The sequence below is a fragment of the Micromonospora humida genome (genome assembly GCF_016901255.1).
Classification (GTDB): Bacteria; Actinomycetota; Actinomycetes; order Mycobacteriales; family Micromonosporaceae; genus Micromonospora; species Micromonospora wenchangensis.
Genome location: NZ_JAFEUC010000001.1, coordinates 25,709 through 52,231, shown reverse-complemented (window position 1 = coordinate 52,231; position 26,523 = coordinate 25,709). Strand labels below are relative to the sequence as shown.

General features: G+C 74.2%; 22 protein-coding genes. 15 read left to right on the top strand and 7 right to left on the bottom strand.

Translation table 11 applies throughout. The annotated features are described in order from the left end of the window. Window positions 1–55: 55 nt before the first annotated feature. The 6 genes from pdhA to JQX11_RS00195 all read left to right on the top strand — a co-directional run bounded on the left by pdhA (window position 56) and on the right by JQX11_RS00195 (window position 7,664). Window positions 56–1,255, top strand: a complete 1,200-nt coding sequence (gene pdhA / locus JQX11_RS00220) for a pyruvate dehydrogenase (acetyl-transferring) E1 component subunit alpha (RefSeq protein WP_204923539.1) — start codon at window positions 56–58, stop codon at window positions 1,253–1,255. Further along, the gene (locus JQX11_RS00215; protein WP_204922894.1) at window positions 1,255–2,271 is read left to right on the top strand and encodes an alpha-ketoacid dehydrogenase subunit beta; all 1,017 of its coding nucleotides are present in this window, start codon (window positions 1,255–1,257) and stop codon (window positions 2,269–2,271) included. Before pdhA ends, JQX11_RS00215 begins: the two co-directional genes overlap by 1 nt. Next, window positions 2,268–3,752: a dihydrolipoamide acetyltransferase family protein gene (locus JQX11_RS00210; protein WP_204922893.1), complete on the top strand. Its 1,485-nt coding sequence runs from the start codon at window positions 2,268–2,270 to the stop codon at window positions 3,750–3,752. The genes JQX11_RS00215 and JQX11_RS00210 overlap by 4 nt, the downstream gene beginning before the upstream one ends. Window positions 3,753–3,986: 234 nt before the next feature. Continuing rightward, the gene (locus tag JQX11_RS00205) at window positions 3,987–5,666 is read left to right on the top strand and encodes a right-handed parallel beta-helix repeat-containing protein (protein WP_204922892.1); all 1,680 of its coding nucleotides are present in this window, start codon (window positions 3,987–3,989) and stop codon (window positions 5,664–5,666) included. A 175-nt stretch (window positions 5,667–5,841) separates the two neighbouring features. Beyond that, window positions 5,842–7,119 carry a L,D-transpeptidase gene (locus tag JQX11_RS00200; protein ID WP_204922891.1) on the top strand — a complete coding sequence of 426 codons (1,278 nt, stop codon included), beginning with the start codon at window positions 5,842–5,844 and terminating at the stop codon, window positions 7,117–7,119. A 176-nt stretch (window positions 7,120–7,295) separates the two neighbouring features. Continuing rightward, window positions 7,296–7,664: an STAS domain-containing protein gene (locus JQX11_RS00195; protein WP_204922890.1), complete on the top strand. Its 369-nt coding sequence runs from the start codon at window positions 7,296–7,298 to the stop codon at window positions 7,662–7,664. Window positions 7,665–7,829: 165 nt separating this feature from the next. Here JQX11_RS00195 and JQX11_RS00190 read toward each other — a convergent pair whose 3' ends face one another. Both JQX11_RS00190 and JQX11_RS00185 read right to left on the bottom strand, forming a co-directional pair. Next, window positions 7,830–8,213: an FKBP-type peptidyl-prolyl cis-trans isomerase gene (locus JQX11_RS00190; RefSeq protein WP_088646491.1), complete on the bottom strand. Its 384-nt coding sequence runs from the start codon at window positions 8,211–8,213 to the stop codon at window positions 7,830–7,832. 235 nt (window positions 8,214–8,448) lie between these two features. After that, the gene (locus JQX11_RS00185) at window positions 8,449–9,015 is read right to left on the bottom strand and encodes a DoxX family protein (protein ID WP_204922889.1); all 567 of its coding nucleotides are present in this window, start codon (window positions 9,013–9,015) and stop codon (window positions 8,449–8,451) included. Window positions 9,016–9,241: 226 nt separating this feature from the next. On the opposite strand from JQX11_RS00185, the gene JQX11_RS00180 reads away from it, so the two are divergent. Continuing rightward, window positions 9,242–9,931, top strand: a complete 690-nt coding sequence (locus tag JQX11_RS00180; protein WP_204922888.1) for a CBS domain-containing protein — start codon at window positions 9,242–9,244, stop codon at window positions 9,929–9,931. Window positions 9,932–9,961: 30 nt separating this feature from the next. On the opposite strand, the gene JQX11_RS00175 is transcribed toward JQX11_RS00180, so the two are convergent. Next, a complete protein-coding gene (locus tag JQX11_RS00175) occupies window positions 9,962–10,678 on the bottom strand; it encodes a helical backbone metal receptor (RefSeq protein WP_204922887.1) in 717 nt (238 codons plus the stop codon). Window positions 10,679–10,696: 18 nt separating this feature from the next. Beyond that, window positions 10,697–11,806, bottom strand: coding sequence for a DICT sensory domain-containing protein (locus tag JQX11_RS32860; RefSeq protein ID WP_307825993.1), 1,110 nt, complete (start codon window positions 11,804–11,806; stop codon window positions 10,697–10,699). 142 nt (window positions 11,807–11,948) lie between these two features. Between JQX11_RS32860 and JQX11_RS00165 the strand changes: the two genes are divergently transcribed. Continuing rightward, the gene (locus JQX11_RS00165; RefSeq protein ID WP_204922886.1) at window positions 11,949–12,821 is read left to right on the top strand and encodes a hypothetical protein; all 873 of its coding nucleotides are present in this window, start codon (window positions 11,949–11,951) and stop codon (window positions 12,819–12,821) included. A gap of 320 nt (window positions 12,822–13,141) precedes the next feature. Further along, complete coding sequence (locus tag JQX11_RS00160; RefSeq protein WP_204922885.1) at window positions 13,142–14,440, top strand: hypothetical protein; 1,299 nt, start codon at window positions 13,142–13,144, stop codon at window positions 14,438–14,440. 217 nt (window positions 14,441–14,657) lie between these two features. Here JQX11_RS00160 and JQX11_RS00155 read toward each other — a convergent pair whose 3' ends face one another. Continuing rightward, window positions 14,658–15,005: a histone-like nucleoid-structuring protein Lsr2 gene (locus JQX11_RS00155; protein ID WP_145922814.1), complete on the bottom strand. Its 348-nt coding sequence runs from the start codon at window positions 15,003–15,005 to the stop codon at window positions 14,658–14,660. A gap of 243 nt (window positions 15,006–15,248) precedes the next feature. Between JQX11_RS00155 and lon the strand changes: the two genes are divergently transcribed. After that, window positions 15,249–17,585: an endopeptidase La gene (lon, locus tag JQX11_RS00150; protein WP_204922884.1), complete on the top strand. Its 2,337-nt coding sequence runs from the start codon at window positions 15,249–15,251 to the stop codon at window positions 17,583–17,585. Between the two features lie 132 nt (window positions 17,586–17,717). Continuing rightward, window positions 17,718–18,083 carry a DoxX family protein gene (locus JQX11_RS00145; RefSeq protein ID WP_232377032.1) on the top strand — a complete coding sequence of 122 codons (366 nt, stop codon included), beginning with the start codon at window positions 17,718–17,720 and terminating at the stop codon, window positions 18,081–18,083. Between the two features lie 56 nt (window positions 18,084–18,139). Here JQX11_RS00145 and JQX11_RS00140 read toward each other — a convergent pair whose 3' ends face one another. Then, on the bottom strand, window positions 18,140–19,858 hold the full coding sequence (locus tag JQX11_RS00140; RefSeq protein WP_204922882.1) for a DEAD/DEAH box helicase: 1,719 nt from the start codon (window positions 19,856–19,858) through the stop codon (window positions 18,140–18,142). A 99-nt stretch (window positions 19,859–19,957) separates the two neighbouring features. On the opposite strand from JQX11_RS00140, the gene JQX11_RS00135 reads away from it, so the two are divergent. The 3 genes from JQX11_RS00135 to JQX11_RS00125 all read left to right on the top strand — a co-directional run bounded on the left by JQX11_RS00135 (window position 19,958) and on the right by JQX11_RS00125 (window position 24,025). Beyond that, window positions 19,958–20,485 carry a 2'-5' RNA ligase family protein gene (locus JQX11_RS00135; protein WP_204922881.1) on the top strand — a complete coding sequence of 176 codons (528 nt, stop codon included), beginning with the start codon at window positions 19,958–19,960 and terminating at the stop codon, window positions 20,483–20,485. Window positions 20,486–20,600: 115 nt separating this feature from the next. Beyond that, window positions 20,601–22,859 carry a glycoside hydrolase family 9 protein gene (locus JQX11_RS00130; RefSeq protein ID WP_204922880.1) on the top strand — a complete coding sequence of 753 codons (2,259 nt, stop codon included), beginning with the start codon at window positions 20,601–20,603 and terminating at the stop codon, window positions 22,857–22,859. A 209-nt stretch (window positions 22,860–23,068) separates the two neighbouring features. Beyond that, entirely contained in the window at window positions 23,069–24,025 is a 957-nt protein-coding gene (locus JQX11_RS00125) for a hypothetical protein (RefSeq protein ID WP_204922879.1), read from the top strand. Window positions 24,026–24,056: 31 nt separating this feature from the next. Here the strand turns inward: JQX11_RS00125 and JQX11_RS00120 are convergent, their stop codons facing one another. Then, a complete protein-coding gene (locus JQX11_RS00120; protein WP_307825990.1) occupies window positions 24,057–25,283 on the bottom strand; it encodes an SLC13 family permease in 1,227 nt (408 codons plus the stop codon). Window positions 25,284–25,434: 151 nt separating this feature from the next. On the opposite strand from JQX11_RS00120, the gene JQX11_RS00115 reads away from it, so the two are divergent. Next, window positions 25,435–26,469 (top strand): linear amide C-N hydrolase, encoded by a 1,035-nt coding sequence (locus JQX11_RS00115; protein WP_204922877.1) that lies wholly within the window; start codon window positions 25,435–25,437, stop codon window positions 26,467–26,469. Window positions 26,470–26,523: the final 54 nt, after the last annotated feature.

Sequence of the window (26,523 nt, the reverse complement as noted above, 5' to 3'; positions counted from 1 at the left end):
GCCAATCGTCCCGCGTTCACCGGGAATGTTGAGTCAATCATCCAACGGCTGGAGCATAGGGCCACCACACGTCCAGGAGGTCCCCGCCGTGACGACCACACCCCAGGCGGTCCGCAGGGCATCCCCGCGTACCCGTCGACCGGCCACCCCGGTCGCCCCCGACCCCACCGCCGGCCTGCTCCCGCAGACCGAGCCGGTCCGGCTGCTCGCCCCCGACGGCACGCCGCTGCCACCCCGCGCCGACCTGCCCGAACCGCCGGTCGAGACGCTGCGCGAGATGTACCGGCGGATGGTCGTCGGCCGCCGCTTCGACGCGCAGTCCACCGCCCTGACCAAGCAGGGCCGGCTCGCCGTCTACCCGTCCTCGCGCGGCCAGGAGGCGTGCCAGGTCGGCGCGGTGCTCGCGCTGCGCGACGACGACTGGGTGTTCCCCACCTACCGGGAGTCGATGGCGCTGACCGCCCGGGGCATCGACCCGGTCGAGGTGCTCACCCTGCTGCGCGGCGACTGGCACTGCGGGTACGACCCGACGGTGGTCCGCACCGCGCCGCAGTGCACCCCGCTGGCGACCCAGTGCGTGCACGCCGCCGGGCTGGCCTACGGCGAGTCCTACCAGGGGCGGGACACCGTCGCGCTGGCCTTCATCGGCGACGGCGCGACCAGCGAGGGCGACTTCCACGAGGGGCTCAACTTCGCCGCCGTGTTCAAGGCCCCGGTCGTCTACTTCGTGCAGAACAACAAGTACGCGATCAGCGTGCCGCTGTCCCGGCAGACGGCCGCGCCGAGCCTGGCCTACAAGGGCGTCGGCTACGGGGTGCCCAGCGAGCAGGTCGACGGCAACGACCCGGTGGCCGTCCTGGCGGTGCTCACCCGGGCGGTGGCGCACGCCCGCGCCGGGCACGGGCCGTACCTGGTGGAGGCACACACCTACCGGATGGAGGCGCACACCAACGCCGACGACGCCACCCGCTACCGGGACCCCGACGAGGTCGAGGCGTGGCGGGACCGCGACCCGGTGGCCCGGCTGGAGGCGTACCTGCGCAGCCGGGGCGAGCTGGACGACGCGGCGGTCGCGCAGATCGCCGCCGAGGCCGAGGCGTACGCCGCCGACCTGCGGGAGCGGATGCACGCCCAGCCGACCGTCGACCCGCTGAGCCTGTTCGAGCACGTCTACGCCGAGCCGACCCCGCAACTGGTCGAGCAGCGGGAGATGGTCCGGGCCGAGCTGGCCGCCGACGCGGAGGGGGACGCCTGATGGCCACCATGACCATGGCGAAGGCGCTCAACGCCGCGCTCGCCGACGCGATGCTCGACGACGAGCGGGTGCTCGTCTTCGGCGAGGACGTGGGACAGCTCGGCGGGGTCTTCCGGATCACCGACGGGTTGCAGGCCCGGTTCGGTGACAAGCGCTGCTTCGACACCCCGCTCGCCGAGGCCGGCATCGTCGGGTTCGCCGTCGGCCTGGCCATGTCCGGGCTGCGGCCGGTGGTCGAGATGCAGTTCGACGCGTTCGCCTACCCGGCGTTCGAGCAGATCGCCTCGCACGTGGCGAAGCTGCGCAACCGCACCCGGGGCGCGCTGAGCGTGCCGATGGTCATCCGGGTGCCGTACGCGGGCGGCATCGGCGGGGTCGAGCACCACTGCGACTCGTCGGAGGCGTACTACGCGCACACCCCCGGACTGAAGGTGGTCACCCCGGCGACGGTCGAGGACGCGTACTCGCTGCTGCGGGAGGCGATCGCCGACCCGGACCCGGTGGTGTTCCTGGAGCCGAAGAAGCTCTACTTCGCCAGCGGCGAGGCTGAACTGCCCGCCCGGACCGCCCCGTTCGGCCGGGCCGTGGTGCGCCGGCCCGGCACCGACGCCACCCTGGTCGCGTACGGCCCGGCGGTGCCGGTGGCGCTGGAGGCCGCCGAGGCCGCCCGGGAGGACGGCTGGGACCTGGAGGTCGTCGACGTACGCACCATCGTGCCGTTCGACGACGCCACCGTCACCGCCTCGGTCCGCCGTACCGGCAGGTGCGTGGTGATCACCGAGGCGCAGGGCTTCGCCGGGGTCGGCGCGGAGATCGCCGCCCGGGTGCAGGAGCGCTGCTTCCACGCCCTGCACGCCCCGGTGCTGCGGGTCGCCGGGCTGGACATCCCCTACCCGGCGCCGATGCTGGAGCACACCCACCTGCCCGGGGTGGACCGCGTCCTCGACACCGTGGCCCGCCTCCAGTGGGACGACCGGCCCGACCCGCGCTGGCTGGTGCAGGGGAGCGCGGCGTGAGCGCCCGCACCGCCACCGGCACCCGGGTGTTCCTCCTGCCCGACCTCGGTGAGGGGCTGAGCGAGGCCGAGATCGTCGAGTGGAAGGTCGCCGTCGGTGACGTGGTCACCGTGGACCAGAGCGTGGTGGAGGTGGAGACCGCCAAGGCCGTGGTCGACGTGCCCTGCCCGTACGCCGGGCGGGTGGTCGCCCTGCACGGCGCGGCCGGTGAGACGCGCCCGGTCGGCCAGCCGCTGATCACCGTCGCGCCGGCCGACGGCGGCGACGAACCCGCCGGGCACGCCACCTACCGCGAGGAGGAGCGGGCCGGCTCCGGCAACGTCCTGATCGGGTACGGCACCGGCCACGGCGGCACCCGGCGGCGGCGACGCCCCCGGCTGACCGTGGCCCCCGAGCCGGCCGCCGCGCCCGTCGCGGAGCCGGCCGTCGGGTCCGTCCCCGTCGGCACCGTCGGCCCGTCGTCCGCGCCGAGGGTCCCGGCCGGCGCGGGGACGGACGCCCCGGCCACCGGGGTGTCCACCGACGGCGTCGTCCCGCCGGCCGGCGGCGGCACCGCGCCGGCCGGCGGGACGGCCCCCCTGGTCATCTCGCCGATCGTGCGCCGGCTCGCCCGCGAGCACGGGGTCGACCTGGCCGGGCTGCGGGGCACCGGCCCCGGCGGCGTGATCCGCCGCGGCGACGTGGAGGCCGCCCTGACCACCGCGCCGCGGCGGCACACCGACGAACCGGGCCGGCCCGTCGCGGACCCGGCCCCGGCGGCGCACGTCGGGCCGGTCCCCGCCGACGCGTCCGACGTGGTCATCCCGCTGACCGGCATCCGCCGGGTGATCGCCGACAAGCTCTCCCGCAGCCGTCGGGAGATCCCCGAGGTCACCATCTGGGTGGACGCGGACGCCACCGCGTTGCTGGCCACCCGGGCGGCGATCAACGCGGCCACCCCGGACGCGCCGGTCAGCGTGCTGGCCCTGCTGGCCCGGATCTGCCTCAGCGGCCTGCGCCGGTTCCCGCAGCTCAACGCGCACGTCGACACGGCGGGGCAGCGCATCGTCCAGTCGGCCGGGGTGCACCTGGGCATCGCCGCGCAGACCGACCGGGGTCTGCTCGTGCCGGTGCTGCGCGACGCCCAGCGGCTGACCACCAGGGAGTTGGCCGCCGCCCTCGCGCAGACCACCGCCGACGCCCGCGCCGGCACCCTGCCGCCGGCCCGGCTCACCGGCGGCACGTTCACCCTCAACAACTACGGCGTGTTCGGGGTGGACGGTTCCACCCCGATCATCAACCACCCGGAGGCGGCGCTGCTCGGGGTGGGGCGGATCGTGGACAAGCCGTGGGTGGTCGACGGGCAGTTGGCGGTCCGCAAGGTGACCCAGCTCAGCCTCACCTTCGACCATCGGGTCTGCGACGGCGGGGTGGCCGGCGGGTTCCTGCGGCACGTCGCCGACTGCGTCGAACAGCCGGCGCTGCTGGTGGCGAACGTCTGAGCGGTACGCCCGGAGCCGGTCACCCTGGGCGGGGTGGCCGGCTCCGTCGCGCTGGCGGGTGTTCGTCCGGTTCGGGCGGGACGACCGGTCGGCGGGTGTTTTCCGGTCGGCGGGCCGGGAATCCGGCGCGGGTCACGGACGCGCCGTACCTCCGGTGGGCGCGCACCGCACTGCGTACGCCCGGTCGCGGCCCTGCCGTGTCGGTCGTGGACGCACCGCCGAGAGGAGCCACCCGTGCCGTACCAGGGTCTGCCCGTCGCCGTGCGGGACCGCCGTCCCCCCGTCGCCGGGGCGCCGCTGTGGTGCAACGCCCACGACTACGGGTTGACCGGCGACGGGGTGACCAACGACCAACCCGCGCTGGCGGCCCTGGTGGACCGGCTCGGTGACGGCTACGCGGCCGACGGTCGGGCCCGGGTGATCTGGTGCCCGCCGGGCATCTACTCCATCCGCGACGCCGGCACGGTGTGGCGCAGCGGGGTGTCGCTGATCGGCGCCGGCCCGGCCGCCACCCGGTTCCTGCTCAGCAACGAGGGCAACCGCAGCGACCCGACGCCGTTGGCGTTCTGGACGGTGCTGCAGCACGGCGCGGACCGGGACCGGCACATCGCCGACTGCACCTTCGCCGACTTCGAGATCGACGGCTCCGGGGTGGCCATGGCCGAGTACAACTACCTGGCCAAGGGCCTCGGGTTGCAGTACGTCGTGCGCGGGGTGTTCCGCAACCTCTACATCCACCACACGGCGGCCAGCGGCCTGGGCTGCGACTTCCTCCAGGACACCCTGGTCGACGGGGTGGTGGTGGTCGGCTGCGGCCGGCTGGACAACGGCGAGCAGATGGGCGGCGCGGGCATCGGCATCGGTATCGGTGGCTGGGGCGACATGGAACGGCTCACCATCGCCAACTGCACCGCCCTGGCCAACGGCACCAACGGCATCTTCCTGGAACTCCAGAAGGACTACTGGACGCCGCCGCGCGGCTACCGGATCGTCGGCTGCCACAGCCAGGGCAACCGGTTCGGCATCTCGGACTGGGGCGCCGACGGGCTGATCGTCACCGGCTGCACGATGACCGGCAACCTGGAGGCCGGCTACGACGTGTCGGGCAACGGCACCTCGGGCGTCGCCGGCCGGGGTGGGCTGCTCACCGACTGCGTCATCGACGGCAACGCGGGCGACGGGATCAGCATGGGCAACACCCCGGGCCCGTACACGGTGCGGGGCAACCGGATCAGCGGCAACGGCGGTTACGGCTACCACCAGCACGACCTGGGCCGCGGCTTCCCGCATCCGGCGCAGGACGTGGTGGTGGAGAGCAACGAGTTCTGGGGCAACGGCCTGGACGCGATCCGGGTGGACCGCCCGATGACCGACGCGATGCTGCTCGACAACCGGATCCGCAACAACGGCCGGCGGTGCGCCGGGGCGTCCCACGGCGGCGGCGAGTCGGTCCGGTACACCGAGCGGTCCCTGGTCGACCGCTCGGCGACCTGGGCGCAGGACAGCCACCGGGGCAAGGTGCTGCGGGTCGGCCGGCGGGTCGCCGTGGTCGCCACCAACACCGCCACCGAACTGCACCTCGCCCCGGTACGTCCCGACGCCTACAGCGGGTGGAGCGGGGACACCCCGCTGCCGGGCACCGCGTACGAGCTGCCGGCCGCGCCGCCGACCCGGGCCGGCATCGCGATCAACGCGGCGTTCGACTCGGCGACGGTGCGCGGCAACCGGATCTGGGACAACCACGACGAGCGCACCCAGACCCACGGCATGTGGATCACTGCCCGGGGCAGTTGCGTCGGCTGCCGGGTCGAGGACAACGACCTGGCCGGCAACGCGGTGGCGGCCCTGCGGCTGGACACCCCGCCGGTCGGTGGGCGGTGGCACCGTAACCACGGTGACCAGGACTGGGACTGACCGCCCGGGGCGTCCCGGCACGGCCGATCCCGGACATCGGCGGCACCGTGGCCGCCTGCCGCCCGCCGGGGTCGATAAGCCCGGCCCCGCCCGCCCGGTTCCCCGGAAAGCCCGACCCGCCCCGAGAAACGCCGTACAGAATGTGGCCAAGGGGACTGGAAACGGGGGATGGAATATGGACGTGAGGCGGCGATTGACGCTAATGGCGGTGACCATCGCGGCCACACCGTTGGTCCTCGGCGGGTGCACCGCCGAGCGGAAGCCGGCGGCCGGGGCGGCACCCGGCGCGGCGGCGGCCCCCACGGTGACGGTGACCCCCGCCGACCGGGCGAAGGACGTCCCGGTCAGCGCGGAGGTCGGCGCGACCGTGAGCAACGGCCGGGTGACCAGCGTCAAGCTCACCGACGACAAGGGCAGGGCGGTGGCCGGGGAGCCGCGGGAGGACGGGTCGAGCTGGGTGCCGGCGGCCCCGCTGGGCAGCGGCCGGACCTACACCGCCGAGGTCACCGCGACCGGCGACGCGGGCCGGACCACCGTCGGGCGCACCACGTTCACCACGGCCCCGACGAATACGAACCGGCAGGCGCTGACCAGCGTGCTCTATTTCGCCGGAAACCAGACGTACGGCACCGCGATGCCGGTGACTGTCGCGTTCGAACCGGCCATTCCGAAAGAGGCCAGGGCGGCCGTGCAGCGACGATTGTTCGTGAAGACCGATCCGCCCCAGCCGGGCACCTGGTCGTGGCTGGAGGACGGCAGTCAGGTCTACTACCGGGCCCCCGACTTCTGGCGCACCGGGACCACGATCAGCGTCCGCTCCGCACTGGAGGGGCTGCCCATCGGCAAGGAGTACGTCGGTGACGCCGACCGGCGGTCCACCTCGAGGATCGGCCGGCAGGTCGCGCTGGACATCGACAATGCCACCAAGCAGATGTCGGTCTTCCAGGACGGCAGGCTGGTCCGCCGGATCCCGGTCAGCCTCGGCAAGCCGAGCACCCCGAGTTCCAGCGGCAAGATGGTCATCATGGAGAAGCACCAGCAGACCCGCTTCGACACCCGGGGCGAGCCCGACGGCGGCTACGTGGTCGACGTCGAGGACGCCCAGCGCCTCACCTGGGGTGGCGAGTTCATCCACGCCGCCCCCTGGTCGGAGGGGGACCAGGGCTACACCAACGTCTCGCACGGCTGCGCCAACGTCTCCTCGGCCGCCGCCGACTGGCTGATGGGCATCACCCAGGTCGGTGACCTGGTGACCGTGAAGGGCACCGAGGTGCCGCTGCGGCCCGGCAACGGCTGGACCGCCTGGAACACGAGCTGGGCCGAGTTCGCCCGGGGCAGCGCGCTGCCCGTACCGCCGGGGTTGAAGCCGGCGCCCGCCACGAGCGCGCCGCACCCGGGGGCGGTCGCCGGTGGCTCGTCGCCGGCCCCCGGGCCGTCGGCCAGCGGCGGCTGACCCACGACGACCCGCCGGGAACCACCCGGGCCCGCTCGGCCGCCACGCGGCCGGTCGGGCCCGGCCGGCTCCACCCTGAGAAGGACTCGGGGTCGGCTCCGGGGCGACCCTGGGACTACCCCGAAACCCGCCCTGGGCAGGGCGGAAACGTCAGAGGTGGGGGCTAGATTCGGGGCATGACGCAGGCAGAGGAGCGGTTCCACGTGCGGCTGCGGGTGGCCGACGACGTGGTCGAGGTGCGCGCGGTCGGTGAGATCGACATCGCCACCGTGGGCGCGTTCCGGGCCGCCCTCTGGGCCGCACCGGCCCGCCCGCTGCTCCGGCTCGACCTGTCCGGGGTCCAGGTGCTCTCCGCCGCCGGGGTGCGGGCGCTGGTCGCCGCCCACCTCAGGGTCCGGGCCCGGGGCGGCGAGCTGGTGGTGGTCGACCCCGATCCGGTGGTCGCCCGGGTGCTGCGGGTCGGCGGCCTGCACCGCGTCATCGCCGTCCGGCACGGCGACGCCCCGGTCGGGGCCCTGCCCCGCCCGCTGGCCGCCTGCGCCTGACCACATATGCCCCGGCGACCGCCGGGGCGGCACCGCAGAGCCCGGCGACCGGGGCAGCACCGGGGTCCGGCGGCCGGGCCGTGCGCCGTGGGGCCCGGCGACCGGGCCGCGCCACGGAGTCCGGCGGGTGGGGCCGCCGGGCGGTGCCGGCGACCCCGACCGGCGTCAGCGCACGCCGAGCAGGTCGACGACGAAGACCAGGGTCTCGTTCGGCTTGATCACGCCGCCCGCGCCCCGGCTGCCGTAGCCCAGGTGCGGCGGGATGGTGAGCCGACGGCGACCGCCGACCTTCATCCCCACCACGCCCTGGTCCCAGCCGGCGATGACCTGACCGCCGCCGAGCGGGAACTCGAACGCCTCGCCCCGGTTCCAGGACGCGTCGAACTCGCGGCCGGTGGAGTGGGACACCCCCACGTAGTGCACGTTGGCGAGCTGGCCGGGACGCGCCTCCGGGCCCTCCCCGACGGTGATGTCCTCGATCACCAGGTCGGCCGGGGCCGCACCCTCGATCGGGCCGATCTCCGGCTTGCCTGCCTGGGGCGTGTTCATCTGCTGTTCTCCTCTGTCGTCACCCGATCGTCCGGACGGTGTCGATCCTGCCCGATCGCGAGCGCGTCGGCTGCCGCGGGCCCCACCGACCGGGCCCCGCGCGTCGCGGGACCCGGCCCGGCCGTAGCCGCCGTACACGTATCCCGCCCGCAGGCCGGACGCGGACGCGGCAGGGGCGCCACCGTGGCGGTGGCGCCCCTGCCGGTCGGTCGACCACCCGGGCGGGTGGGACCTGTCACCTGAGCCAGCCGAACCGGCGGACCAGCGGGAGGGTGGCCCAGACCCGACCGAGGCCGAGGGTGTTCCCCGCGCCGACCAAGGCGAGGCCGGCGAGCACTGCGGCGTAGATCAGGTGGTCGTCCATGAAGGGGTTGTTCTCGGGAGGCAGGACGGCGGTCCACATCAGCACCATGAGCAGGCCACCGGCGACGGCAGCGATCCGCATCCCGATGCCGAGCAGCAGGGCCACCCCGATGCCGGCCAGGCCGATCATGAACAGCCAGTCGGCCCAGGCCGCTCCGGCGATGTCCTGGTAGATCCCCTGGAACGGACCCTTCGCGCCGAAGGCGAGGAAACCCTTGGTCGGGCTGCCGCCGTTGATCCAGGCGTTCTTCGCCGGGGTCTCGTGGCCGAGGCCGAACAGCTTGTCCAGGAAGGCCCAGAGGAAGATCCAGCCGAGGGCCAGCCGGGTTCCGGCCCAGACGTACCGGGCGGCCCGCTGGCGGGTGGTCTCGGTTCCGGCCACCGGTGCGATGTTCCTGGCGGTGGTGTTCCGCTCGATCGTCGCGGTCATGGTCTCCACGTCCCTTCTCTGCCTGGCACCGCACTTCCCGGTGGCAGTTACATTCCACGCCGGTCGGCGCGGTCCCGGCAGGGCCGACCGGTCCGTGCCGGGACGGGACCTAAGTCCCCTGGTACGGGCGTCCGGACGGGACCTTCGGCCTCGGGTCTACCGGTCCACCCGCCCCTGTCCCGGCCGGTCGGCGCGGTCCTAGCGTCGGACGGGAGAACCGGGCGAGGAGGTCGTGATGAGGACGTGGCAGGTGGACGACGTGATGACCCGGGAGGTCGCCACGGTGGGGCAGGAGACCCCGTACCGGGTGATCGTCGACATGCTGATCCGTCGGGGCATCAGCGCGGTGCCGGTGGTGGACGACTTCCGTCGGGTGCTGGGGGTGGTGTCCGAGGCGGACCTGCTGCACAAGGTGGAGCACTCCGGGGCGCAGGAGGAACGTCGGGTCTTCACCGGGCGGCGGCGTCGGGTGTCCCGGGAGAAGGCCGGGGCGCTGCTGGCGAAGGAGCTGATGACGGCCCCGGCCGTCACCACCTTCCCGGGTGCGTCGCTGCCGGCGGCGGCCCGGCTGATGGACCGGGAGGAGGTCAAGCGGCTGCCCGTCCTGGACGACCTGGGCCGGCTGGTCGGCATCGTCACCCGCAGCGACCTGCTGCGGGTGCACCTGCGCACCGACGCCGAGATCCGTGAGGACGTGGTGCAGGAGGTGCTGCGCCGGGTGCTCGCCGTGCGGGACGGGCTGGTCACCGTGCAGGTCAGCGACGGCGCGGTGCGGTTGGACGGCCGGCTGGACCGGCGGACCGCCGCCGAGCTGGCGGAGAAACTCGCCGGCCAGGTCAGCGGCGTGGTCCAGGTCACCAGCACCATCGGGTACGACGTGGACGACGCCGGTCTGACCGAGCGGGGGATCACCCCGGTGGCCTGACCGCCGACGCCGGGGCCCGCCCGGGGACGGTCAGACCGGGGTGGCCAGTTGGGCGGCGAGCAGGGCCGGCGCCTCGGCCAGCGACGGGCCGTACCAGGTGAGGTGGCGGCCGGAGACCAGCGCGCAGGGGACGCCGGGGAAGGCGTCCGGCCCGTCGTCGGCGGTGAACGCGTACGGCTCGTCGGGGAGGACCACCAGATCGGGGCGGCGGGCCCGCAGCGCGTCGAGGTCGGGACGCGGATAACGGTCCGGGTCGTCGTCGTACACGTTGACCACGCCGAGCCGGCACAGCACGTCCCCGGCGAAGGTGTCCCCGCCGAGCACCACCCACGGCCGCCGCCACACCGGCACCACGGCCCGCCGTACGGGGCCCGTGCCGGTGGGGGCGGCCCAGGCCCGGCGGGCGTCGAGCAGCCAGCCCGGCTCCCCGGTCACCCCCAGCGCGGCGAGCACCCCGGCCAGGTCGTCGAGGGCCTGCGGCACGGTCCGGGGGTAGGTGACCAGCACCGGAACCCCGGCCGCGGTGAGCGCGTCCGCGTCGGCGCGGCGGTTCTCCTCCACGTTGAGCAGCACCAGGTCCGGCCGCAGCGCCCGGACCCGGTCCAGGTCGGGGTACTTGCTGCCGCCGACCCGGGCCACGTCCAACCCCGCCGGGTGCACACACCAGTCGGTCGCGCCGACCAGCAGCTCCGGCACGGTCACCGCCACCGCCTCGGTCAGCGACGGCACCAACGAGACCACCCGCACGTCGTCGTCCTCCCGTCCTCAGTGGGCGGCGCTGGCGACGGTCTCCCGGGCCACCGTCGCCACCGGGACACCCTCCCGGGCCGCCCACCCGACGGCGTGGCGCACCTCGGCCACCGGCAACGGCCGCCGGTCGGTCACGGTGACTGCCGTGTGCACCGCGAAGGACACGAACGGGTACGACCGGGCCAGCCCGGCCACGCAGTCGTGCACCTGACCGGCCACCGCCAACGCCTCGTCGCGGGTCAACGCCGGCAGTACCAGCAGGTACTCGTCGGCGGTGAGGCGGACGGCCCGGTCGACCGGGCGCAGCGGGGCGGTCAGCGCGGCGATCACGGCCTGCGCCTCGCGGGCGGCGCTGCGTCGCCCGAACCGTTCCGGGGCGCCGGCCGGCTCACCGACGCGCACCCCGATCAGGGCCACCGGCAGGGTGCCGGCGGCGGTCACCCCGTCCATCCCGGTCCAGTGGCGCAGTGCCGGCTCGTCCACCAGCCCCGGCGGGCCGTCCACCGGCTCGGCGTGCCGGCCCGGCCCGCCACGGTGGGCGCGCTCGGCCCGGTCGGCCATCAGCCGCAACGCCGCCTCGGCCCGGCTCTCCCCGGGGGTCGCCGGTAGGTCCCGGACCCGGTGCAGCACCTGGTCGATCGCGGTCAGCGCGACCGGGGGGAGCCGGTCGCCGAGCTGGGTGCGCAGCCGGATCACCTCGTGCAGCGCCTCGTCGCGGCGGAAGCCCCAGCGGCCGGCGAAGAGCCGCCCCTGTTCCAGGGTGTCGGCCGGCACCGCCTCCCGGCGGTCCCGGGCCACCAGGCTCGCCCCGAACCGGGGGGTCAGCGCCACCACGCTCCACTCGCGGGCCAGTTCCTCGGTGTCGTCGAGCGTCACCGGGTACACCCCGGCGGGCAGCTCCGACGGAGTCTGCCCGACCGACCCGACCACGGTGACCGTCGCGCCGGCCGCGATCCGGGCGTAGCGTTCCCGCTCCCGCAGGAAGTACGGCATCCGCTGGAACAGGGCGATCACCACCAGCGGGCCGTCCTCGGCGGTGGCCAGCGCCGACCGCTCGATGGCGTGGGAGACCGTGACGAGACTCCGCTTGGTCAACAGTTCCGGGGCCGGTCCGTCGTGCAGCACCCCGTGAGCGTAGAGATCGCGCCCGGGGCGCACCAACCGCCTGGTGCCGCGTCCGTCGCCCGAACCGGCGGGGCGGAGATCGCCCTCGACGTCCTAGACTCGGCCGGTCACTTTCGCCTGCCACGGACGGACCGACCCGACGATGACGCGTACCGCCACCGACGACGACGCCCGGCTGCGGCCGGTCCCGTCCGGCGCCGCGCCGCTGTTCGTCCGGGCCGGCCAGGCCGTGTACGCCGCCCGTCGGCTCGGTGACCTGGTGACACGGCGGCCGGCCGGGGTCACCGGGCACCAGTGGAGTTCCGCCCTGCGCGAGGAGTTCGACCACGTCGTCTGCGCGGCCGACACCGGTGTGCCGCTGTTCGCCCTGACCGTCGGTCCGACCGCGCCCCCGGGTTCGGCCGGGCAGCGGGCCGGGCGGATGGCCGCCGCGGTGTGCGCCGCCGTGGGCCTGCCGGTGCTGCGGATCGGCTCGCCGACGCTGCGGGCCGCCGGGCACGGCCGGCGCATCGTCACGTACGTCATCGACGCACGCGCCTATGCCGCCGGGGCCGCCCCGGACGGGTCGGACGACGCCCCGGTGGGTTTCCGGGACATCGTCGGCCGGCTACCGGACGGGCGTACCGGGCCGGTCAACGACCTCGGCTCGTTGTCCCGGGCGGCGGCCGTCGAGGCGTACGTGTCGCGGCGGCTCAGCGATCCGATCGTGCGGGGCTTGCACGTGTTGTGGCGCGACGGGACGGCCGAGGGGTGGAGCTGGGTCGAGGTGCGTCCCGGCCGGTGCCTGGTGGAGCGGGTCACGGTGCACGAGGCGCGGCTGCGCTGCGGGGTGGACCCGGGCCGGCTGGCCGAGGATCTCGCGGCGGTGGCGGTGGGCGAACGGCTCGCCGGGGCGGACAACGCGGAACCGGTCCTGCTCGACCGGGACGAGCTGCGCCGGCAGATCCGCGCCCTGCGGGACCGGCGCGACGAGTTGGGCGCCCCGTTCGCGTTCGAGCACCTCTGCGTGGACTGACCGCCACCGAAACGACCCGCCGCCGAACGACCCGCCGTCATTTTCCGGCGACGGTTGGTGACATTGCGGCCCGCCCGGAAATCGGTCCGGGATTCCTCGATCCGCGTTGAACCTTCGCCGATGCGGGCCCGTACCTAAGCGGGAATGGACAGGATCTTCCCAGCCGCGCCACCCGACGCGGCGGACGGTGCGGAAAGGCATCGTCGGCCATCGACGTGCGACCGGAACGTCGCAGCGTCTCCGGCGGGGGTGACCGACCCGGAAAGGGTCTCCTCGTCGGGGCGCGAGTCAGGTACCGGATCGAGAAGGAGAGCAATTCGATGCGCAGGTCCACAGGGGCAGGCCGGTCTTCCGGTAACGCGCGGAGCAAGCGGCTGCTGGCGGCGGTCGGTGCGCTCGTCGTCTTCGGCGGTATCGCCGCCGTCACCCAGATCTCCTCGGCCGGGGACAAGCCGAGGCAGCAGACCCGCAACGTCTCGTCGGCCTGCGTCGCACCGAGCCCCGGTGCCACCTCGCCGAGCGGGCGCGGCAGCACCACCCAGACGTGGCAGAACGGCAGATGGGTCCGCAACCACTGGGGTGACGGGCAGATGTCCGTCGCCGAGTGCCAGGCCGTCAAGGCCGGCAACGCGCCGGTGACCACGCTGGCCTCGACGGTGGCCTGCCCGGAGGTCACCCCCCGGCTGCCGCAGATCCCGGCCCAGGCCAAGGCCGAGGTGGACAAGGAACTCGCCCTGCTCAAGACCCAGATCGACGACGCCAACAAGCGGTTGGCGGCCGAGGGGCGCAACGGCAAGGCGTTCATCGACAACGCCATCCTCGGCCCGCTGGCCGACAAGCGCCGGTCGGCGCTGAACCGGATCGCCACCGCGATCGGCCGCTTCGCCCAGCGCCCGCAGGGCCTGGAGCAGCTCGCCGGCTGCCAGGTGGCGGCCAACAACGGCGGCAACAACGGTGGTCAGAACGGCAACAACGGCGGCCAGAACGGCAACAACGGGAACAACGGCGGCCAGAACGGCAACAACGGCGGCCAGAACAACAACGGCGGTAACAACGGCAACAACGGCAACGCGCTGGGCGTGCTGGCCAAGGACTGCGCCAACAGCCGGTTGCAGGCGCACGACGGCTTCCAGAACGGCAACCGGTGCGTCAGCACCGCGTTCGGCGAGGTGGGCGCGGCGGCCAACAACCCGTCGCTGCTGATCACCCAGTTCCCCAACCAGGTACAGCGCAACCAGGCGTTCACCCTGAAGGTCTCCACCCGAAACCTGGTCCGTGACCGGTTCCTGGCGGCCGGCCAGGGCGGCTACTACCTGGAGAGTTCGGTGCTCAACGGTCAGGGCCTGACCCGCGGTCACTTCCACACCGCCTGCCGGATGCTCCAGAACACCAACCAGGCGCCCTCGAACCCGCAGGACGTGCCGGCGTTCTTCGTCGCCACCGAGGACGGCAAGGGCGGCAACCAGGCCGACGACGTGACCATCCAGATCCCGGGCCTGCCGCAGTCGGGTACGGCGCAGTGCGCGGTCTGGGCCGGCGACGGCTCGCACCGGGTGCCGATGATGGAGCGGGCCAACCAGACCCCCGCCTTCGACGTGGTGCGCATCCGGGTCAACTGACCCGAGCGGCAACGACTGCGGGCCACCCCGGGAATTCCCGGGGTGGCCCGCAGTCGTTGCGTGCCCGCCCCGGGTGCGTGCGGCGGGCGGACAGCGTACCGGCGGATGTTTTCGGTGCGGGGTCGTCGGATGGAAATTGTGGACACGGCAAAAACGCCGGGGTCACGCTGATATCCCAGCGTGACCCCGGCGTGCCCGTTCGTGATCCGGCCCGCTGTCAGCGGTTCTTCCACGCCTCCACGACCGAGACCGGGATGCGCCCGCGCTCGGAGATTTCGTGTCCGTTCTTGGTCGCCCATTCCCGGATGGCGCGGTTCTGCTCGCGATCCATTCCCGAGACGCCGGGCCGGGCGGGGCGCCGGGCGGGGCGACCGGCCTCGACGGCACCTCGGCCCATTCGACGGCCAGCGGTGATGTAGGCGTCGAGCGCCTTGCGCAGCACCCCCGCGTTCTCGTCGGAGAGGTCGATGGTGTACGCCGCCCCATCCAGGCTGAACTCGACGGTCCGATCGGCCTTTCCGCCGTCGAGGTCGTCGGTCAGAACGGTGATTACTTTCCTTGCCATCGCCATTACTCCCTGTGGTGATCGGGGTGTGCTAAGAGTTTGACGTATCTGACGGCAAATCCGCAACAATATGCCTCCCTTTCATTTGGCGGGTCGCGCCAATCCTGGGAAATCCGGGTGCGGCCAATGCTGGCCGGCGGTGGCGGTACGGCTGGGATGTGTCCTGAGTCACACGTCGGAACATAGGGCACGGTTTGTGACTTGAGTGAGACACGCTCAACCTCAAGTGATGGCAGGTGCTCGATGGCAACCCTTCCGGTACTTCCCCTGACCGACGTCGTCCTGCTGCCCGGCATGGTCATCCCGGTGACCCTCGACCCGACCACCCAGGCCGCCGTCGACGCCGCCCGGGCCAGCGGCGACAAGACCCTGCTCGCCGTCCCCCGCATCGACGGCGAGTACGGCCCCGTCGGCACGATCGCCACCATCGAGAAGGTGGGCCGCCTTCCCGACGGTGAGCCCGCCGCCGTGGTGCGTGGCCTCGCCCGCGCCCGGATCGGCTCCGGCGTCCCCGGACCCGGCGCGGCCCTCTGGGTGGAGGCCACCCGGATCGACGAACCCGCCCCCGCCGGCCGCGCCCGCGACCTGGCCCGCGAGTACCGCGCCCTGATGACCTCCGTGCTCCAGCAGCGGGGCGCCTGGCAGGTCATCGACGCGATGGAGCGGATGACCGACCTGTCCGAACTGGCCGACGCGGCCGGCTACGCGCCCTGGCTCAGCCTGGCGCAGAAGACCGAACTGCTCGCCGCCCAGGACGTCACCGCCCGGCTGGAACTGCTCGTCGGCTGGGTGAAGGACCACCTGGCCGAGCAGGAGGTCACCGAGCAGATCAACAGCGACGTCCGGGAGGGGCTGGAGAAGTCCCAACGGGAGTTCCTGCTCCGCCAGCAGCTCGCCGCGATCCGCAAGGAACTCGGCGAGGACGAGCCGGACGGCTCCGCCGACTACCGCTCCCGGGTGGAGTCCGCCGACCTGCCGGACAAGGTCCGCGAGGCGGCGCTGCGCGAGGTCGGCAAGCTGGAGCGGGCCAGCGACGCCTCGCCCGAGGCGGGCTGGATCCGCACCTGGCTGGACACGGTGCTGGAGATGCCGTGGAGCACGCGTACCGAGGACAACACCGACCTGACGGCGGCGCGGGCGGTGCTCGACGCCGACCACGCCGGCCTGGCCGACGTCAAGGACCGCATCCTGGAATACCTGGCGGTGCGCAACCGGCGGGCCGAGCGCAACCTCGGGGTGGTCGGTGGCCGCGGCTCCGGCGCGGTGCTCGCCCTCGCCGGCCCGCCCGGAGTCGGCAAGACCAGCCTGGGCGAGTCGGTCGCCCGTGCCCTCGGCCGCAACTTCGTCCGGGTCTCCCTCGGCGGCGTCCGTGACGAGGCCGAGATCCGCGGCCACCGGCGCACCTACGTCGGCGCGCTGCCCGGCCGGATCGTCCGCGCGCTGCGCGAGGCCGGCTCGATGAACCCGGTGGTGCTCCTCGACGAGGTCGACAAGCTCGCCGTCGGGTACGCCGGGGATCCGGCCGCCGCCCTGCTGGAGGTGCTCGACCCGGCCCAGAACCACACCTTCCGCGACCACTACCTCGAAGTCGACCTCGACCTGTCCGACGTGCTCTTCCTGGCCACCGCCAACGTGGTGGAGACCATCCCCGGCCCGTTGCTGGACCGGATGGAGCTGGTCACCCTGGACGGGTACACCGAGGACGAGAAGGTCGCCATCGCCCGCGACCACCTGCTGCCCCGGCAGCTCCAGCGGGCCGGCCTGACCGATGGCGAGGTGACCGTCACCGACGAGGTGCTGGCGTTGATCGCCGGTGAGTACACCCGCGAGGCGGGCGTCCGGCAGCTCGAACGGGCCCTGGCGAAGATCCTGCGCAAGGTCGCCGTGGCCCTGGCCACCGACCCGACCCCGGTCCGGGTCGACACCGACACCCTGGCCCGCTACCTGGGCCGGCCGAAGTTCACCCCGGAGTCGGCCGAGCGGACGGCGGTGCCCGGCGTGGCCACCGGCCTGGCCGTCACCGGCGCCGGCGGCGACGTGCTCTTCATCGAGGCCACCAGCATGGACGGTGAGCCGGGGCTGACCCTCACCGGGCAGCTCGGTGACGTGATGAAGGAGTCCGCCCACATCGCGCTGTCCTACCTGCGCGCCAACGGGCGGCGCTACGGCCTCGACCCGAACGTCCTGGCCGGACGCCGGATCCACCTGCACGTGCCGGCCGGTGCGGTGCCCAAGGACGGCCCGAGCGCCGGCATCACCATGGTCACCGCGCTGGCGTCCCTGGTGACCGGCCGACCGGTCCGGCCCGAGTTCGGGATGACCGGTGAGGTGACACTGTCCGGCCGGGTACTGCCCATCGGCGGGGTGAAGCAGAAGCTGCTCGCCGCGCACCGGGCCGGCCTGACCGAGGTGATCATCCCGGCCCGTAACGAGCCCGACCTCGACGACCTGCCCACCGAGGTGCGCGAGGCGCTGACCGTGCACACCCTGGCCGACGTGGCCGACGTGCTCGCCCTGGCGTTGCGCCCGGCCGAGATCGACGCGGACACGCTCGGCGGTCGACCGGTCGGCGCCGCCTGAGGCGGAACCCACCCACGGCCCCCGACGTCGCGCCCGGCGTCGGGGGCCGCTGCGGCCCCGTAATCTGGACCCCTCCCGTTTCCCGCATCCGCCACCGCCCGGTGGCACCCCCGGAGGCGACCACCCGTGAACATGTTCCTGTGGATCGTGCAGATCCTGCTCGCCGCGCTCTTCGCCGGCGCGGGACTGACCAAACTCATCCAGCCCAAGGAGAAGCTGCTCGACCGGATGGCCTGGGTGCGGACCACCCCGCCGCTGCAGGTCAAGGCGCTCGGCGCGGCCGAGGTGCTGGCCGCGCTGGGGCTGGTCCTGCCCGGCCTCACCGGCATCGCCACGGTGCTCACCCCGCTGGCCGCCGTCGGGCTGGTCATCGTGATGGTCGGCGCGGTCGTGGTGCACGCCCGCGCCAAGGAACACCCCGGCACCGCGATGACCGTGGTGCTGCTGGTCCTGGCGGCGATCGTCGCCTGGGGCCGGTTCGGGCCGTACCCGCTCTGACGAACGCGACCGGCCCGCGCCCCGTCGAGGGGGTGCGGGCCGGTGTCGCGTCCGGGTCAGCGCCCGTCGACGCCGCGGTCGCGGCGTACGGTCGCCTTGCGGCCCTTGATGGTGCTGTTGCGCAGCCCGGCGATCACCTCGTCGGCGACGCCCTGCGGCACCTCCACCAGCGAGAACCGGTCGGCGATCTCGATCGAGCCGATGTCCCGGCCGCTGACCCGGGTCTCCCCGGTGATCGCGCCGACCAGGTCCTGCGGGCGGACCCCGGCCCGGCGGCCCAGGCCGATGAAGACCTGCGCGGTGCCGCCCGTGCGGGGCCGGCCACCGCCGCGCCGCTCCCCGCCCCGACTGTCGAACCCGGGCCGGGCCTCGCGGGGCGGGCGGACCGCCACCTGCGGGATCTCCTCCTCGTCGTCGGAGCCCGGCAGGGCCGCCTCGTGGGCCAGCTTGACCGCCGCCAGCGCCACCTCCATCAGGTCGAACTCGTCCGACAGCGACTCGACGATCACCCGGAACGGGTCCAGGTCGTCCTCCAGCAGGCTCTCCCGCAGCGCCGCCTGGGTCAGCGCCAGCCGCCGGGTGCGCAGGTCGGCCACCGTCGGGATCTTGTCGATGGTGATCCGCTGGCCGGTGACCCGCTCGATGGTCTTGAGCATCCGGTGCTCCCGGGGCTCGGCCAGGGTGATCGCCACCCCCTCCCGGCCGGCCCGGCCCACCCGGCCGATCCGGTGCACGTACGACTCCGGCGCGGACGGCACGTCGTAGTTGACCACGTGGGTGAGCTGCTCGACGTCCAGACCCCGGGCCGCCACGTCGGTGGCCACCAGCAGGTCGGCGGTGCCGGCGCGCAGCCGCCCCATCACCCGGTCCCGCTGCTCCTGGCTCATCCCGCCGTGCAGCGCCTCGGCCCGGTAGCCCCGCCCGTTCATCGTCTCGGTGAGCCGGTCGACCTCCTCCCGGCTGCGGCAGAAGACGATCGCCGCCGTCGGGGACTCCACGTCCAGCACCCGGCCCAGCAGCGCCGGCTTGTGCGCCCGGCTGACGATGTAGGCGCTCTGCCGTACCCGGGGGGCCTCGCCGGCCACCGGCTGCTCCCGCCCGATCTGGATGCGCTCCGGGTCGGTCAGGTGCTGGCGCGCCAACCCGTCGATCCGGGCCGGCATGGTGGCCGAGAAGAGCACCGTCTGCCGCTGCGCGGGCGCGTGCTCCAGGATCGCCTCGATGTCCTCGGCGAAGCCCATGTCGAGCATCTCGTCGGCCTCGTCCAGCACCACCGTGGCCAGCGAACCCAACCGCAGGGTGCCCCGGGCGATGTGGTCCAGCGCCCGGCCCGGGGTCGCCACCACCACGTCCACGCCCAGGTCCAGGGCGCGTAGCTGGCGGCCGATCGGCTGGCCGCCGTAGATCGGCAGCACCCGGGCGCCCAGGTCCTTGCCGTAGCGGTGGAAGGCCTCGGAGACCTGCACGGCCAGTTCCCGGGTGGGCACCAGCACCAGCGACACCGGGTCACCGCCCTGACGGTCCTGCGGCATCCGCTGCAACAGGGGCAGGGCGAACGCGGCGGTCTTGCCCGTACCGGTGGCCGCCTGCCCGAGCAGGTCCCGTCCCGACAGCAGCAGGGGGATCGCCTCCCGCTGGATCGGGGTCGGCTCCTCGTAGCCGAGCGCGGCGAGGGCGCCCAGCAGCTCGGCGCGCAGCCCGAGATCCACGAAGGCGGGCCCGCCGTCGGAGTCGTCGGGCGCGGAGAGGTCGGTCGGTGTGGGTGCGGAACTCATGACCAAAGTTTTCCATCACCCCGGTCGGGCCGTGCCGCCGACCGGCCCCACCGTGCCGACCGGCACAGCCGGGCCCGCCCGCCGGTTAGCCTGACGGGCGTGCGTACGGTGGAACTGCTCTGCTGCCCGGCGCTGGAGCGGACGGTGCGGGCCGCCTGGGACCGGCTGGCCGCGGCGGGGCTGCCGAGCCTGGCCCGGCACGGCCACCCGACGAACCGGCCGCACCTGACGCTGGCCGCCGTCGAGGCGTTCCCGCCCGGCGCGGCCGACCGGCTCGCCGCCCTGTTCGCCACCGCGTTGCCGCTGCCGGTCTCCCTGGAGCGGGTGACGGTGCTCGACGGCAGCGCACCGCTGGTGTGGCTGGTGCGGCCCGGCCCGGCGCTGACCGCCCTGCACGCAGCCGTCTGGGCGGCACTGGACGGCGCGGACGGGCAGCGGCCGTGGCACGCCCCGGGGAACTGGGTGCCGCACCTGAGCCTCGCGCTGCGCTTCCGCGACCACGACCGGCGGCTGGCCCGCGCCCTGGTCGGCGGGGAGCGGCCGGCGGGCACCCTCGTGGCGGCGCGCAGCTACGACGGCGACACCCGGACCGTCCGGCCGTTGGGCGGTGGCTTCCCGGCGGACTGACGGTGGTCTATGGTGGGCGGAGCGCTCCCGTCGACGGTCCATCCGACCGCCCGGCGGATCACTGCTGCGCCGGTCCGGTCGGATGGTCACTGCCATCCCCACCGGAAGAGGCCCCATGCCCCAGCATCCCCGACGGCGTCCGGTCGCGCTCGCGGCTGCCGCCCTGCTCGCCCTCGGCGGGCTCGCGGCCGTGCCGCAGCTCGCCTCCGCCGCCCCCGACCCCGGCTCACCGGTCAAGGTCAACCAGGTCGCCTACGTGCCAGGGCTGCCCAAGCAGGCCACCGTCGTGAACTCCGCGAACTCCCCGCTCGGCTGGACGCTGCGCAACGCCGGCGGCGCCACGGTCGCCTCCGGGCAGACCACGGTCCGGGGCACCGACGCGCTCTCCGGCGACCCGGTGCACATCGCGGACTTCTCGGCCTACGACACCCCGGGCACCGGCTACGTGCTGTCGGTCGGCGGGAGCAACAGCTACCCGTTCGACATCTCCGCCGACCCGGTCCGCCGGCTGCGCGGCGACTCGCTGGCGTTCTTCTACCACCAGCGCAGCGGCACCCCGATCGACGCCCAGTACGTCGGTTCCCGCTACGCCCGCCCGGCCGGGCACGTCAACGTCGCCCCCAACCGGGGGGACAACAACGTGCCGTGCCGCACCTCCTGCGGTTACACCCTGGACGTGCGCGGTGGCTGGTACGACGCCGGTGACCAGGGCAAGTACGTGGTCAACGGCGGCCTGTCCACCTGGCAGCTGCAGAACATCTACGAGCGCACGCTGTACGTGAACGGGGCCGACAAGTCCGCCGTCGCCGACGGCACGCTGGCCATCCCCGAGCGGTCCAACGGGGTGCCGGACGTGCTCGACGAGGCCCGCTGGGAGTTGGAGTTCCTGCTCAAGATGCAGGTGCCGGACGGCCGGACCAACGCCGGCATGGTGCACCACAAGATCCACGACCAGAACTGGACCGCGCTGCCCACCCGTCCCGAACTGGACGGCGAGCCCCGGCTGCTCTCCCCGGTGAGCACCGCCGCCACCCTCAACCTGGCGGCGGTGGCCGCCCAGGCGTCCCGGCTGTGGAAGCCGTTCGACGCCGCCTTCGCCTCCCGGGCCCTGGCCGCCGCCGAGAAGGCGTACACCGCGGCGAAGGCCAACCCGAACCGGCTCGCCCCCGCCACCGACAACACCGGCGGCGGCGCGTACGAGGACAACACCGTCAGCGACGAGTTCTACTGGGCGGCGGCGGAGCTGTACGCCACCACCGGCGCGACCGGCTACCGCAACGACCTGAGCAGCTCCCCGCACGCCCGGGGCGCGGGCTTCACCCGGGGCGCGTACGACTGGAGCTGGACCGCCGGGCTGGGCGACACCACCCTGGTGCTGGTGCCGACCGGCCTGCCCAGCGGCGACGTGAGCGCGATCCGCTCGGCGATCGTCGGTTTCGCCGACCGGATGCTCGCCCAGATCGCCAACCAGGGCTACCCGGCCCCGGGCAGCGGCAACGGCACGTACTACTGGGGTTCCAACGGCGCGGTCGCCAACAACGCCAACGTGCTCGCCCTGGCCTACGACCTGACCCGCACCACGAAGTACCGCAACGGGGCCTTCGCCGCCTACGACTACCTGCTCGGCCGTAACCCGCTCAACCAGTCCTACGTGGCCGGGTACGGGGACAAGCCGGTGCGTAACCTGCACCACCGGTTCTGGGCCAACCAGAACGACGGCTCGCTGCCGACCGCGCCGCCCGGCTCGCTCTCCGGCGGCCCGAACAGCGAGTTGCAGGACCCGGTCGTGCAGGCCCAGCTCGGTGGCTGCAAGCCGCAGAAGTGCTTCATCGACGACATCGGGGCGTACTCGGTCAACGAGGTGGCGATCAACTGGAACGCGGCGCTGGCCTGGCTGGTGCACTGGGCGGCCGAGCAGGCCGGCACCGGCAGCGGCCCGGACCCGACGCCGACCCCCACGGTGACGCCGCCGCCGACCACCACGCCGCCCCCGCCGACCACCACGCCGCCGCCGACCACCACGCCCCCGCCGCCGACCACCACGCCGCCGCCGGCCGGCGGGTGCGCGGTGACGTACTCGGCGAACAGCTGGAGCACCGGCTTCACCGGCAGCGTCACGTTGGCCAACACCAGCGCGGCGGCCTGGTCGTCGTGGCGGTTGACCTTCCGGTTCACCGGTAACCAGCAGATCAGCCAGGGCTGGTCGGGCCGGTTCAGCCAGAGCGGCAGCGAGGTCACGGTGACCAACGAGAGCTACAACGGCGCGGTCGCGCCGAACGGCTCGGTCAACCTCGGCTTCAACGCCACCTACAGCGGCACCAACGCGACCCCGACCGGGTTCGCGGTGAACGGGACGGCCTGCACCCTGCGCTGACCCACCCGCACCGGGCCGCCCATCGCGCGTCGACGGGCGGCCCGGTCGCGGTCCCGCGCCGGCCCCGGCCGGCGCGGGACCGGGCGACGCCGCCGGCCGTGTGTCGCCCTTCGGGGGCTGTGGGAGGAATGCTCGGTCTCCACCGGTTCACCACGGTTACGGTGCCCTCAGGTTCATCCGCACCGTGTCGCACCGGGAGAGGACCGACCATGCGCGTGCCCAGCCGAAGCCCCGGCCCCCAACCCGGCGTCACCCCGCCCGCCCCGGCCCGGCGGACGCCCGCCCCGACCCGTCCCGTGCGGCCGGCCGCCCCCGATCTCGACGCCTACCGGCAGGCGGTCGCCGAGCTGCTGGTCGAGGTCGGCGCGCTCGCCGGGACCGCCGGCACCGCCGCCCGTCAGGTGCTGCTCGACCAGCGGCTGCGCGAGCCGGCGATCGCCGACGTGCTCGACGCCACCGGGCAGGGGGTGCTGGGCGCCCGGGAGACCCTGCTGCTGGAACTGGCCCGCCACCAGCCCGACCGGCCCGCCCCGGGCCCCGACCTGACCGCCCTGGTCCGGATCTACCTGCTGTCCCGCATCGACCTGATGTGGTGGCGGGACACGACGGCCCTGGCGACCGACGAGCAGGTCGACACGCACCCCGACCTGATCGACCTGGAATGGCTGCGCCGTCGTGGTCTGCTCGGCTTCCGCTACCGGGAACAACCGGGAAGCGCCCTGGGCCGGGGGGTGCGCGCCGTCCGGGGCCGGCTGCTGCCGGAGACCGCCCCGCCCACCGCCGGGGTGCCGTTGCGCCGGACCCGCCGCGAGGTCGTCGCGCTCCTCAACGACCTGGCCCGGGAGTTCGCCCGCTCCGCCCCGCCCGGCACCCCGCCGCTGTGGGTGACCAACCTGGCCCACAGCGCCGAACACCGGTACCGACTGCGCCGGCTCGGCCAGCCGGCCATGCTGCCCAGCGGCCACTGCCTCGGCTGGGCGGTGGATGTGGAACTGGCCTGGTACGCCCGGTTCGGCGCGCGGGACGTGCTGGCCGAGATCCTGCTGGCCCGGCAGTCCGCCGGTGAACTGAACGTCATCGACGAGGGACCCGACTGGCACGTCTGCCTGGCCCCGACCGCCCGCACCCGGCTGCGCTCGGCGTACGAGGCCGAGATGGGGATCTGAACGGCCGGCCGGGCGACGGGCCGCCGCCGGGTCAGCCGGTGACCAGCAGGGCGAGCACCGCGGCGAGGGTGCCGAGCACCGCGACCACGGCGCTGGTCGCCACGAACCGGCGTAGCGGCACGGTCACCCCGGCGGCCCGGCACCGCTCGAACCACAGCAGGGTCGCCAGGGACGCCCACGGCACCGCCAGCGGCCCCACGTTGGTGCCGATCAGCAGCGCCAGCAGCCGGGTCCCGTCAGCGGGCGGGAGCACCGCCTCGCCGGCCAGGTAGGCGGGCAGGTTGTTGACCAGGTTGGCCAGCAGCGCCCCGGTGCCCCCGGCGCGCAGCGCCCCCGCCGTGCCACCGGCGTCCCCGAGCAGCACGGACACCAGGTCGTCCAGCCCGTGCCGGCCGAGGGTCTGCACCACCAGGAACAGGCCGGTCACGAAGACCAGCAGCCGCCAGGGCAGCAGCGCCGGGCGCAGGGTCCGCCGGGACCGGACCGCGAAGCCGGCCACCACCAGCCCGGCGGCGACGGCGGCGGCCACCCCGATCTCCACCCCGACCAGGATGCCGGCGACGAACAGCAGGCAGCCGGCGACCGCCGTGCCGAACAGCAGCCGGTCGGCCGGCCGGTGCGGCGGGGGAGGAGTGAACCGGTCGACGTCGCGCCGGCCCCGCCGCCAGTACCACAGCCACAACCCCGCCATGGTCACCCCGATCGCCGCGAGCTGCGGCAACGCCATCCGGGCCGCGTACGCCGCCGGGGCCAGCGTGATCCGGTCGGCGGCGAGCAGGTTGGTCAGGTTCGATACGGGCAGCAGCAGGCTTGCGGTGTTGGCCAGCCAGACGGTGGTCATCGCCAGCGGCCCCGGTGCGACGTTCAGCTTGCGGGCCAGCGCGATCATCACCGGGGTGAGCAGGACCGCGGTGGTGTCCAGGTTGAGGGCGATGGTGGTGAGCGAGGCGAACCCGACGCAGAGCAGGAACAGGCCGGCGAAGCTGCCCCGGGCGGTGATCGCCAGCCGGGTGGCCAGCACGTCGAACACCCCGGCGACGGCGGTCAGTTCGGCGAGCACCACCACCGCGCCGAGAAAGAGCAGCAGCGGCAGGATGCGGTGCAGGGTCGCCCCGGCGTCGGCCCGGGGGAGCAGGCCGGTGACCACCGCGCCGAGGCCCAGCAGGGCCAGCCCGATCGCCACCCGGTCCAGCGGGTGCAGCCGCGGCCTGCGGGGCCGCTCGGTCGGTACGGGCGGGGTCCCGCCGGCAGGTGTCACGGCGGATGATCCTCGCACAGCCGGCCCTGCTCCGACGCCGGTTGGCCGCAACTGCCCGCCCGGCGGCCCCGTACCGACCGGCCCGACATCGACGTGCGCGGTTACGGCCACGGTGGACATCCCGACACGGCTGCCCTAGCGTTCAGGAGATATGCGCAGGATGCTGCTGGGGGCCGGACTGGCCCTGTCGCTCGTCGCCACCGGCTGTGCCCAGGCCACCCCGACGGATCGGGCCACCCCGACGGAGTCGGCCCGGCCCGGTCCGGCGTCGGCGTCCGCGAGCCCGCCGCGAGCCTCCCGGCAGGACCCGGAGCAGGCCCGACGGACGCTGGACAGCCTGCGCAAGGTCGACGACCTGCCGCTCTACGAGATGACCTACGTCGGCGGCTACGACCCGACGGTGGGTACCGACGCCCGGCCGGATACCGGCCCGTTCGGCTGTTCCCTGTTCGCCGCCTCCGGTGACCCGGCCCGGCCGCTGTTCGCCCGCAACTTCGACTGGGACGCCAACCCGGCGATGGTGCTGCGTACCGATCCCCCCGAGGGGTACGCCTCGGTCTCCCTGGTCGACCTGTCCTACCTGGGGGTGGGCCCGGACCCGACCGGCGACCGCCGGCTGCTCGACGCGCCGCTGCTGCCCTTCGACGGGATGAACGAGCGGGGGCTGGCCGTCGGGCTGGCCGCCGACGACACCGCGACGGCGAAGCCGGTGCCGGGCCGGCCCACGGTCGGGTCGGTGCGCATCCTGCGGCTGGTGCTGGACCGGGCGGCCACGGTGGACGAGGCGGTGGCGATGTTCGGCCGGCACAACCTCGACTTCGACGGGGGGCCGCCGCTGCACTACCTGCTCGCCGACGCGGGCGGCCGGTCGGCGGTCGTCGAGTTCGTCGACGGGACGATGCGGGTGCAGCGGGGGCAGGGGCGGTGGCAGGCGCTGACCAACGTGCCGGTGGTCGACGTACCCGAGCAGCAGCGTCGCCGCGACCACCGCTACGGCGTCCTGGCGAAGGCGCTGGACGCGGCCGACGGCCGGGTGGACCCGGCGGCGGCGCTGCGCCTGCTGGACCAGGTCCGGCAGGGGCACACCCGCTGGTCGGTGACGTACGGGCTGCGCGACGGCGAGGTCCGGCTGGTCACCGTGGCCGGCGGCGGGCAGGAACGCCGCTACCGGTTGCCGATCCGCTGACCCCTCGCACGACGCACGGCCCGGCCCCCCGACGCACGGGGGCCGGGCCGTCGC

Excerpts from the sequence above, each read along its gene's own strand:
- JQX11_RS00215 (WP_204922894.1), top strand. The coding sequence starts at position 1,255 with ATGGCCACCATGACCATGGCGAAGGCGCTCAACGCCGCGCTCGCCGAC.
- JQX11_RS00200 (WP_204922891.1), top strand. The coding sequence starts at position 5,842 with ATGGACGTGAGGCGGCGATTGACGCTAATGGCGGTGACCATCGCGGCC.
- JQX11_RS00195 (WP_204922890.1), top strand. The coding sequence starts at position 7,296 with ATGACGCAGGCAGAGGAGCGGTTCCACGTGCGGCTGCGGGTGGCCGAC.
- JQX11_RS00190 (WP_088646491.1), bottom strand. The coding sequence starts at position 8,213 with ATGAACACGCCCCAGGCAGGCAAGCCGGAGATCGGCCCGATCGAGGGT.
- JQX11_RS00180 (WP_204922888.1), top strand. The coding sequence starts at position 9,242 with ATGAGGACGTGGCAGGTGGACGACGTGATGACCCGGGAGGTCGCCACG.
- JQX11_RS00165 (WP_204922886.1), top strand. The coding sequence starts at position 11,949 with ATGACGCGTACCGCCACCGACGACGACGCCCGGCTGCGGCCGGTCCCG.
- JQX11_RS00160 (WP_204922885.1), top strand. The coding sequence starts at position 13,142 with ATGCGCAGGTCCACAGGGGCAGGCCGGTCTTCCGGTAACGCGCGGAGC.
- JQX11_RS00155 (WP_145922814.1), bottom strand. The coding sequence starts at position 15,005 with ATGGCAAGGAAAGTAATCACCGTTCTGACCGACGACCTCGACGGCGGA.
- lon (WP_204922884.1), top strand. The coding sequence starts at position 15,249 with ATGGCAACCCTTCCGGTACTTCCCCTGACCGACGTCGTCCTGCTGCCC.
- JQX11_RS00145 (WP_232377032.1), top strand. The coding sequence starts at position 17,718 with ATGTTCCTGTGGATCGTGCAGATCCTGCTCGCCGCGCTCTTCGCCGGC.
- JQX11_RS00140 (WP_204922882.1), bottom strand. The coding sequence starts at position 19,858 with ATGAGTTCCGCACCCACACCGACCGACCTCTCCGCGCCCGACGACTCC.
- JQX11_RS00130 (WP_204922880.1), top strand. The coding sequence starts at position 20,601 with ATGCCCCAGCATCCCCGACGGCGTCCGGTCGCGCTCGCGGCTGCCGCC.
- JQX11_RS00125 (WP_204922879.1), top strand. The coding sequence starts at position 23,069 with ATGCGCGTGCCCAGCCGAAGCCCCGGCCCCCAACCCGGCGTCACCCCG.
- JQX11_RS00115 (WP_204922877.1), top strand. The coding sequence starts at position 25,435 with ATGCGCAGGATGCTGCTGGGGGCCGGACTGGCCCTGTCGCTCGTCGCC.